Source organism: Streptomyces sp. NPDC001663 (assembly GCF_042893105.1).
In the GTDB taxonomy this organism is placed as follows: domain Bacteria; phylum Actinomycetota; class Actinomycetes; order Streptomycetales; family Streptomycetaceae; genus Streptomyces.
Map to the genome: position 1 here is coordinate 1 of NZ_JBIAUR010000046.1, position 7,589 is coordinate 7,589.

General features: G+C 69.2%; 7 protein-coding genes and 3 pseudogenes. 4 read left to right on the forward strand and 6 right to left on the reverse strand.

The window, feature by feature from the left end; all coding sequences use genetic code 11:
* The first annotated feature begins 170 nt into the window (after window positions 1-170).
* Both ACFY1L_RS55820 and ACFY1L_RS55825 read left to right on the forward strand, forming a co-directional pair.
* Window positions 171-395 carry a hypothetical protein gene (locus ACFY1L_RS55820; protein ID WP_388843344.1) on the forward strand — a complete coding sequence of 75 codons (225 nt, stop codon included), beginning with the start codon at window positions 171-173 and terminating at the stop codon, window positions 393-395.
* Between the two features lie 147 nt (window positions 396-542).
* Window positions 543-1,258, forward strand: a pseudogene (locus ACFY1L_RS55825) (IS5/IS1182 family transposase).
* Here the strand turns inward: ACFY1L_RS55825 and ACFY1L_RS55830 are convergent.
* Window positions 1,228-1,755, reverse strand: coding sequence for an STM3941 family protein (locus ACFY1L_RS55830; RefSeq protein ID WP_388843346.1), 528 nt, complete (start codon window positions 1,753-1,755; stop codon window positions 1,228-1,230). The pseudogene ACFY1L_RS55825 and the gene ACFY1L_RS55830 sit on opposite strands and share 31 nt — an antisense overlap.
* 183 nt (window positions 1,756-1,938) lie before the next feature.
* On the opposite strand from ACFY1L_RS55830, the pseudogene ACFY1L_RS55835 reads away from it, so the two are divergent.
* Window positions 1,939-2,199: pseudogene (locus ACFY1L_RS55835) on the forward strand (alpha/beta hydrolase); the annotation flags it as partial.
* Window positions 2,200-2,251: 52 nt separating this feature from the next.
* Here the strand turns inward: ACFY1L_RS55835 and ACFY1L_RS55840 are convergent.
* Window positions 2,252-2,923 carry a TetR/AcrR family transcriptional regulator gene (locus ACFY1L_RS55840; protein WP_388843348.1) on the reverse strand — a complete coding sequence of 224 codons (672 nt, stop codon included), beginning with the start codon at window positions 2,921-2,923 and terminating at the stop codon, window positions 2,252-2,254.
* A gap of 682 nt (window positions 2,924-3,605) precedes the next feature.
* Window positions 3,606-4,451 (reverse strand): helix-turn-helix transcriptional regulator, encoded by an 846-nt coding sequence (locus ACFY1L_RS55845; RefSeq protein WP_388843349.1) that lies wholly within the window; start codon window positions 4,449-4,451, stop codon window positions 3,606-3,608.
* Between the two features lie 101 nt (window positions 4,452-4,552).
* On the opposite strand from ACFY1L_RS55845, the gene ACFY1L_RS55850 reads away from it, so the two are divergent.
* A complete protein-coding gene (locus ACFY1L_RS55850) occupies window positions 4,553-5,260 on the forward strand; it encodes an SDR family oxidoreductase (RefSeq protein WP_388843351.1) in 708 nt (235 codons plus the stop codon).
* A gap of 35 nt (window positions 5,261-5,295) precedes the next feature.
* On the opposite strand, the gene ACFY1L_RS55855 is transcribed toward ACFY1L_RS55850, so the two are convergent.
* The 3 genes and pseudogenes from ACFY1L_RS55855 to ACFY1L_RS55865 form a co-directional block, all read right to left on the reverse strand.
* A complete protein-coding gene (locus ACFY1L_RS55855; RefSeq protein WP_388843353.1) occupies window positions 5,296-5,550 on the reverse strand; it encodes an acyl-CoA dehydrogenase family protein in 255 nt (84 codons plus the stop codon).
* Complete coding sequence (locus tag ACFY1L_RS55860; protein ID WP_388843355.1) at window positions 5,551-7,263, reverse strand: CocE/NonD family hydrolase; 1,713 nt, start codon at window positions 7,261-7,263, stop codon at window positions 5,551-5,553.
* 167 nt (window positions 7,264-7,430) lie between these two features.
* Window positions 7,431-7,589 (reverse strand): annotated as a pseudogene (locus tag ACFY1L_RS55865) (electron transfer flavoprotein subunit alpha/FixB family protein); the annotation flags it as partial.

Here is a 7,589-nt window from a genome sequence, read left to right on the forward strand (position 1 = left end):
ATCTACCGCGAACTCCCCGAAAGCGCCCCCGCGCTACCCAACACCCCCAACACGCCCACCAGTTGATCCCCAACACCACGACGAGGGACACGACCTGCCGTCCGAACACTGAGGGTCCTCCAATGACGCGCTGGAATGCGGAGCCGTACATGCCGGATGATCCTGAAGGCGTGTCCGGACCGATTCGAGTGACCGTGCACCCGCCGTCGCCCACGGGTGGCCGACGCGTGCGCGTGGACGGCGAGATCCTCGGCCTGGCCCACAATGTGGCCGATGTCGCCGAGTTCCTCCGCCGAGCCGGCCTGGAGATCGATCCTGCCGAGGTCGCGGGGGTGCCGTGGATCGACTGGCGGGGGGTGGGGCCGGAGCGCTGGGGCCCGGAGACAAGCGGCTGACATCTTCCCGGCCGAGGGGCCAACACGCCTTCCAACTGTGTTGATGGGGTGCCGGCGCGCGTACAGGGGCGTTCACCTGGGTTCGTGGGTGGCTGGCCGCCATCGCTGGGACCACTCCTAGTCTCGGTTGAACGTCGGTGAACCGGACTGGCCGATCCGGTCCGTGGGCGCGGTGGGCCGACCTCCGCCGCACCCTCGAGGCGCGCGTGGAAGTACCGCAACTCGCCCCGGCGAGACCTGCCCGACGAGCTCGGCTCGTTCCAGACCGCCCACAAACGGCTGATCAGGTGAGCCGTCGACCGCACCTGGGAGAAGATCCTCGCCGCCGTCCTGGCAGCAGCGGACGCCGACGACGACGTCGGCTGGACGGTGTCGGTGGACTCCACGGTCGTCCGGGCCCACCAACGCCCCGCCGGAGCACGCAATAGGGGGCGACCCCCTCGGTATGTCCCGCATCCGCGTGCCCTGAAGCGGCCCGGGCAGGCCGAGAATCCAGCCCTTCGCGTCCTGGCCGACCGGGCCTACTCATCCCGCGCCATCGGCAGGCACCTGCGACGCCGGGGAATCCGCGCGGTCATCTCGCAGTCCTCCGGCCAAATCGGCCACTGCCTACGGCGAGGCCGGCAAGGTGGCCGCACGCCCGCATTCGACCGCGACGCCTACAAGCAGCGGAACACCGTCGAACGGTGCATCAACCGCAGTGGCGCGGCCTGGCCGCGCGAACCGACAAACTCGCCATCGCCTATCAGGCCGCACTCCTCACTGCGGGCATCCCCATGTGGACCCGACGCCGACCAAAGAGACGGAATCAGCCGGTCGGCCAACGGTGCACTCATTGCTCTACTGCAAGTCGGGGGCAGTGACGTCGCATCGCGTCCAGGACCGCCTCAGGCGGCACCGGCAAGGTGTTTGTGGCCATGTTGGCCGGACCGAAGCCAAGTCGTGCGTTCATGGACGCGGTGCTGCGGACGAGCTTGGGTGCTCGAGCCAGATAGGCGTCGGGATCGCGCAGCACCAGCTCAATGAACCACTGCGAGGTGTTACGGACCCGCTGCTCGCGTATCCGCACGGCGGCTATCTCGTCCCAGCCGAACCGGCCCAGCCTCGCGTGGTCCACTCCCGCGTCGTCCAGCACCAACTCCGGTCGATCACGGAGCAGGCGCTGGATGATGATCACCGAGCAGAACCCGAAGAAGGGCACGGCCAGCGCCCCTGCCACAGTCATCTTCATGGTGCTGTGGGCGACCAGGAAGACAATGCCCAGAGCGACGAAGAGCAGAGAGCCGGCCAGCATGGCCCACACACGCCTCTTGGCGAGCGGGTAGACCGTCGGGGGCAGTGGAACGCCGTTTCTGATCACGGGCTGAGACGATAGGACCAGTGCCCTCGTCAGCGGAAGCCTTTTCGAAGACCGTCTGGTGCCGTGGACGTCGGCAGATCCCACCTCAACCACGATCTACCGGACACAAGTGCATCGTCTTGGCCATCCCGGTGCCGTGGTTCCCCGCCGGAGGCATCCCGGGCACGGGCGGGTCGGTGCTGCATGCAGACGGACGAGTCGATGACCGCGTACGACGGCCGGGCGGTCGGACGCGCCGACACCTGGGGGCGGATTCCCCGCACCTACCTGCGGTTCGGGAAAGACCGGACCGTTGCCACCGCGCTCCAGGACCGCATGATTGCGGAGGCCGACGAGCTCACCCCGGACAATCGCTTCACCGTCCACAACGTCCCCGGTGCGGGACATCTCGGCCCCGAGAACCCCGCTCTCGTGACGGACCTCCTGCACAGCCTGCCGGTCTAGCCGTTCACCGGCGGTGTGGTCGTCCCGCGACGGTGTGGTCGCCGGAACCGCCTCAGTCGCGCGTGATCCCGTTCGCGCAGTAGTCCCAGATCTCCTCCGCGGTGAATGGGTGGGCCCCCTCCTGGCCGCTGGACTGGGCGTTGAACATGACGGTCTGCATGGTCAGCGCCGCAACCCGCCTGGCCTTGAAGCCCGAACGCAGGAGGTCGGCGTCCTCCAGCTCCGTCATCAGCTCGGTGAACAGTGCGAGCAGGGGCGCGTTCGCCACTCGCATCTCGGCGGGGTGCGTGACCAGCAGGCGCATGGCGAAGTCCGTGAACAGCGGGCGCTGCTTGCCGGTCAGGTCGGGGCGCGAGCTCTCGAACAGCTCCAGGACGACGACCCTGAGCCGGTCCAGCGGGTCGGCCTGCTCGGCGGCGAGAGCGCGCAGTTCGTCGGCCGACTTGCTCATCGCGTCCTCGAACAGCGCGAGCAGCAGCTCGTGCTTGCCCTCGAAGTGCTGGTAGAAGCTCCGCAGCGACTGCTTCGAACGGTCGACGACCTCCTGCACGGTGAAGTCCGTCGTGCCCTTCTCCGTCATGACCGCCTGTGCCGCTTCGAGGAACCGTTCGACCCTCTGCTCGGCCCGGCGTTTCGCCGCCTGGGTGGAACGCTCGACCGCGCGCTGCTTCCAGGCCGGTTCCTCGCTCGGGCTGCTCACCTGGTGGTCCGCCTTCTGTGCCATGGCGAGAACACTACTGCAGTCCAGCGGCAAGGAGCCTGCTGTCAGGCTGGGCAGCTTCGAGGGTGTGGAGGAGACTTGTGGTTCCCAATGTTGAGAATTCCATTCTTCAAGGGGTATCACCTGGCGCCCACCCGGTGGGTACCGACACCGCCGCAAGGAGGGCGTTCGTTGCTGTTTGAGTTCGACGCCGAGCAGCGGCTGTGGCAGGACACCTTGCACAAGGCCGTCGTAAAGGAGTGCCCGAACGGCGCTGGTCCGTGCCGTCGCCGACGACGGCGCCGCCCCGGCTTCTCTGTGGCGCTTCTACGCCGACCTGGGCTGGACCGAACTGACCGACCCGACGCCCTACCTGGTGACGCTCACCCAATTCGCCCCGCTGGCACCGGAGTTCGGCGCCCCGGAACGGCCGGGAACCGCCGTTCACTCCGGAGAGTTGGGCCCCCGCAAGGCCAAGGAGATCCTCTTCACCGGCCGGCCGCTGATCGCCGAGGAGGCGAGAAGGTCGGCATGGTCAACCGGATCGTCCCGCGGGATGAGTTGGACGAGGTCACCCGCGAACTTGCCGAGCAGATAGCCGCGATGCCGTCCTTCGGACTCCGCCAGGCCTAGCGCGGCGTCAACCAGACCCTCGACGTACAGGGCTTCTACGCCGCGTGCTCGACGAGATGAAGGAGAAGCTGCGCTAGCGCTTCTCGACCAGGCTCTGGGTGCCGACCACCGAGAGGAGCGCCAACTTCTCGGCGGCCTCGGTGCCCGGTTCGGCCGAGTAGACAAGGATGTGAAGGTCGTTCTCCTCCACCCGGAGCAGATCGCAGTCCAGCGTGAGCAGGCCCACCTGCGGGTGCTCGATCGTCTTGCGCGAGGCCTCGAGCCGGCCGACGACACCCGCGTCCCACAACTCCGCGAACCGCCCGCTCTTGGCCCGCAACTCCGCAATTAGTCGGTGCAGTTGGCGATCCGCCGGGTAGCGCGCGGCGGTCGAACGCAGCTCCGCCACCATGCCGACCTCGAAGGAACGCCGTTCCTCCGCCGAGTGCCGTACCCGGGTCGGCACGCCCGTGAAGTTGCGCCACACACCGTTGCGTTCGAAGCCGCGCAGGCCCGACGGGTCGCCCATCAGCGCCGCGTACATCGGGTTCGCGAGCAGCAGCGTCATGGCCGCGTCGGAGACCGCGACTGGCGTGTCCACCAGCCGGTCCAGCAGCCGCTGGACACTGGGCGTGATGTAGCCGGGGACGATGTCGGGGCCCGGCGGCACCAGCCCGGCCAGCCCGAAGAGGTACGTGCGCTCGTCGCCCGACAGCCGCAGCGCACGGGCAAGAGCCTCGACGATCTGCGCGGAGGGGTTGGTCGCCCTGCCCTGTTCGAGCCGGGTGATGTAGTCGACCGAGATCCCGGCCAGCAGGGCCAGCTCCTCGCGCCGCAGCCCGGCCGCGCGCCGGTGACCGCCGGAGGGCAGCCCCGCCGCGTCCGGGGAGACCCGGTCGCGCCAGCGCCGCAGCGCCTGTCCGAGTTCCGTCGCCGTCATGCCCCCAGTGAACACCGTCGGCCGTGCATGTGCCTGGTACCGGCAGTCCCAGGAAGCAGGGTCTTCTGGCTGGCCGCTTCGTTCCGGCGCAGTGTGGACGCATGACGACAACACTGATCACCGGAGCCAACAAGGGCATCGGCCACGAGACCGCCCGCCAGCTCATCGCAGCAGGTCACACCGTGTACGTGGGTGCCCGCGACGCCGAGCGCGGACGCCGGGCCGCCGAGCAGCTGGGAGCGCGGTTCGTGCTCCTCGATGTCACCGACGACACCACGGTCGAGGCCGCGGCCAAGACGATCGAGGCCGACGGCGGACTCGACGTACTGATCAACAACGCCGGCATCGAGACCAGGGGCGAGGGCAACAGCGTGCCCACCGCCGAGACCCTGACCGCCGACCAGATGCGCAACACCTTCGAGACGAACGTCTTCGGCGTCGTCCGCGTCACCCACGCCTTCCTGCCCCTGCTGCAGCGCTCGGCCGCCCCGGTCGTGGTCAACATCAGCAGCGGCCTGGCCTCGCTGACCCACCTCTCCGACCCCGACCATCCCGCGCACTTCTACCCGGGCGTCGCCTACCCGACATCGAAGACCGCGGTCAACATGCTCACTGTTCAGTACGCGAAGGCGTTCCCGAACATGCGGATCAACTCGGTCGAGCCCGGCTTCACCAAGACGGACCTGAACGGCAACACGGGTACCCAGACCGTCGAGCAGGCCGCCGAGATCATCGTGCGCATGGCCCAGGTCGCGCCCGACGGCCCGACCGGCGGCTACTTCGACGTCAACGGCCCGCTGCCCTGGTGAGCCAGAGCTGCATGTGAGTCACAGGAGAACGTGACTCACGGCTGAAGCAGCCGGGAGCCGCACCCTCCGCACACAGCAGCGATCCGGCCTCCCGGGTCAACTCCCGTGGCGCTGCCCAGCAGTCCGTCCAGGACGACGGCCCGGCGCAGATGCCGGTGCAGTGGGTGTTCGGCGGTGAATCCGATCCCGCCGAGCACCTGCTGGCAGTGCAGGGCCGCGGTCAGTGCCGCCTGACCGGCCGCCGCCTTGGCCAGCAGGGAACCCAGTTCGTCCTCGGCGACAGTCCTCAACTACGTCTCCCAGACGTGCTGGGGCTGCCCAGGTCGTACTGAGTCGATCGATACGGCGACCGGCAGGACGAGGGTTGAGGGGTGGGCGGGTCCCTGGTGCAGGCGGACGACACCGCCGACCGCGTCCAGGGACGTCTCGTCGGCGGTAGGGCCGCCTGCCTGGTGGTTGGGTTGCCAGCGCCGGTGCGGAGGCCGTATCGCCAGGGCGAAGCGGTCGCCAGGGTCGACGCGCAGTGAGACGAAGGGGAACCCTTTCAGCTCGACGGGAGCGGGGCGGCCGGGTGGCCAGGGTTCGGGTCGGTGCAGGTCGGCGTGGTAGCGGGCACGCACGGCTGTCTCGCCGAGCAGGCGCGGCGTGCTGTCGCCGGGCAGCAGGTAGATCCCCAACAGCAGGTCGAAGTCCGGCAGTTCGCTGGAGAGGGTCAGCGTGGCATGCGGTCGGCCGGACAGGTCCAGGGACTCGGTGAGCGGCTCGCTGACGTGGACGGCCGTTCCCGGGTCGGCGCCGGTCAGCGGGCGGTCGTCGGTGAAGGTGCGGTCGTCGGACGGTTCGTCGCGCTCCGGCCCGCCGGCCGCACCCGGGTGCAGGAAGAGGGAGACGAACTGGTCCACCGCAGCGGGCTTCACATCAAGTCGCCGATGGCCCGGCTCTGTTGATGTGGCATCAGCCACTGGATGGAAGCGCAGTTCTTGATCGGCGCGAGGCAGATGTGCCGCCCCGTGCCAGCGATCCTCGCCGACATGGAAGTACGTCACACGGTCGCGCAGGAAGCCCGGCCTGCCGCCCAGCCCCAACACCCAGCGGTACCAGGCCACATGCAGCGCCCTGAGATCGATCGCGCTGCTCTCGGCGAACGTCAGACCGCCGAAGCTGCGGGCGGCCGTCCGGGTGCCGCCGTGATCCCACGGGCCGACCACCAGCAGGTGGCGGGCGGCGACTTCGGTCGATGCCGCGTCTGTGTGGCGTTCGTAGTAGGTGAGCGCGCCGAGCTGGTCGTCGTCGTACTGGCCCGTGATGGTGAGCACCGGCAGCGTGATCTGCTCGTACTGGGCGCGGCTGGGGGCCAGCCGCGCCCAGTACTCGTCGAGCGAGGGGTGGTCGAGCCATTCCTGGAAGGCGGGAAGCCGCTTGCCGACCGTCGTGACGTCCAGGTCCCGGAAGGGCCGCCCGCTGCCGATCAGGTCGCTGCCCGCGGCCGCCCACAACTCGGCGTCCTCGAAAGGACCGTTGTTCATCCTGCGCCCCTCCACGAACGCCAGCCAGCGGGCGGCGTACGCGGTGGGGATGTTGTGGGCCATGGGGAAGTCGACACCCGGGTACACCGAGGCGACCGGAGCGATGGCCCGCAGCCCGGGCGGGCGGGTCGCGGCGGTGGCCCACTGCACGAAGCCGCTGTACGAGCCCCCGTACATCACGACCTCGCCGCTGCACCATTCCTGCGCGGCCAGCCACCGCACCGCGTCGTGCCCGTCGTCGCCGTCGTGGACGAAGGGGTGGAAACGCCCTTCCGAGTCACCGCGGCCCCGCGAGTCCAGGCTGACGAAGTGGAATCCGGCCGAAGCGAAGGCGGTGCCGTCCGGGTGGTAGCGATCGGCACCGTATGGGGTGACCACGAGCACCACCGGAGCCGCACGCCCCGGCTCGGGAGCCCAGTGCAACCCGCGCAGCGGGAGACCGTCCCGCGTCGGAACCTCGATCGTCAGATGCAGCACGCGACCCCGCCCCCTCACCGCGCCGAGGCTGTCCCGGCAGCTCGTGATCTGTCTGGAGCAACAGCACGCTGTCGTACGGCATTCCGGCGCCGGACGATACACAGTTGAGGCCCCCGTGACTGTTCGTGCAGTCGCGGGGGGGGGGGCCTCGGCCCGGTGCGGGGTGATCAGCCCTTGCGGGTGTTGATCTCCTCGGTGAGCTGGGGGACGACGTCGAAGAGGTCGCCGACCACGCCGTAGTCGACCAGGTCGAAGATCGGGGCCTCCGGGTCCTTGTTGACCGCGACGATGGTCTTGGAGGTCTGCATGCCGGCCCGGTGCTGGAT

Coding starts and splice junctions, on each gene's coding strand:
- ACFY1L_RS55840 (WP_388843348.1), bottom strand. CDS start 2,923: ATGGCACAGAAGGCGGACCACCAGGTGAGCAGCCCGAGCGAGGAACCG.
- ACFY1L_RS55845 (WP_388843349.1), bottom strand. CDS start 4,451: ATGACGGCGACGGAACTCGGACAGGCGCTGCGGCGCTGGCGCGACCGG.
- ACFY1L_RS55850 (WP_388843351.1), top strand. CDS start 4,553: ATGACGACAACACTGATCACCGGAGCCAACAAGGGCATCGGCCACGAG.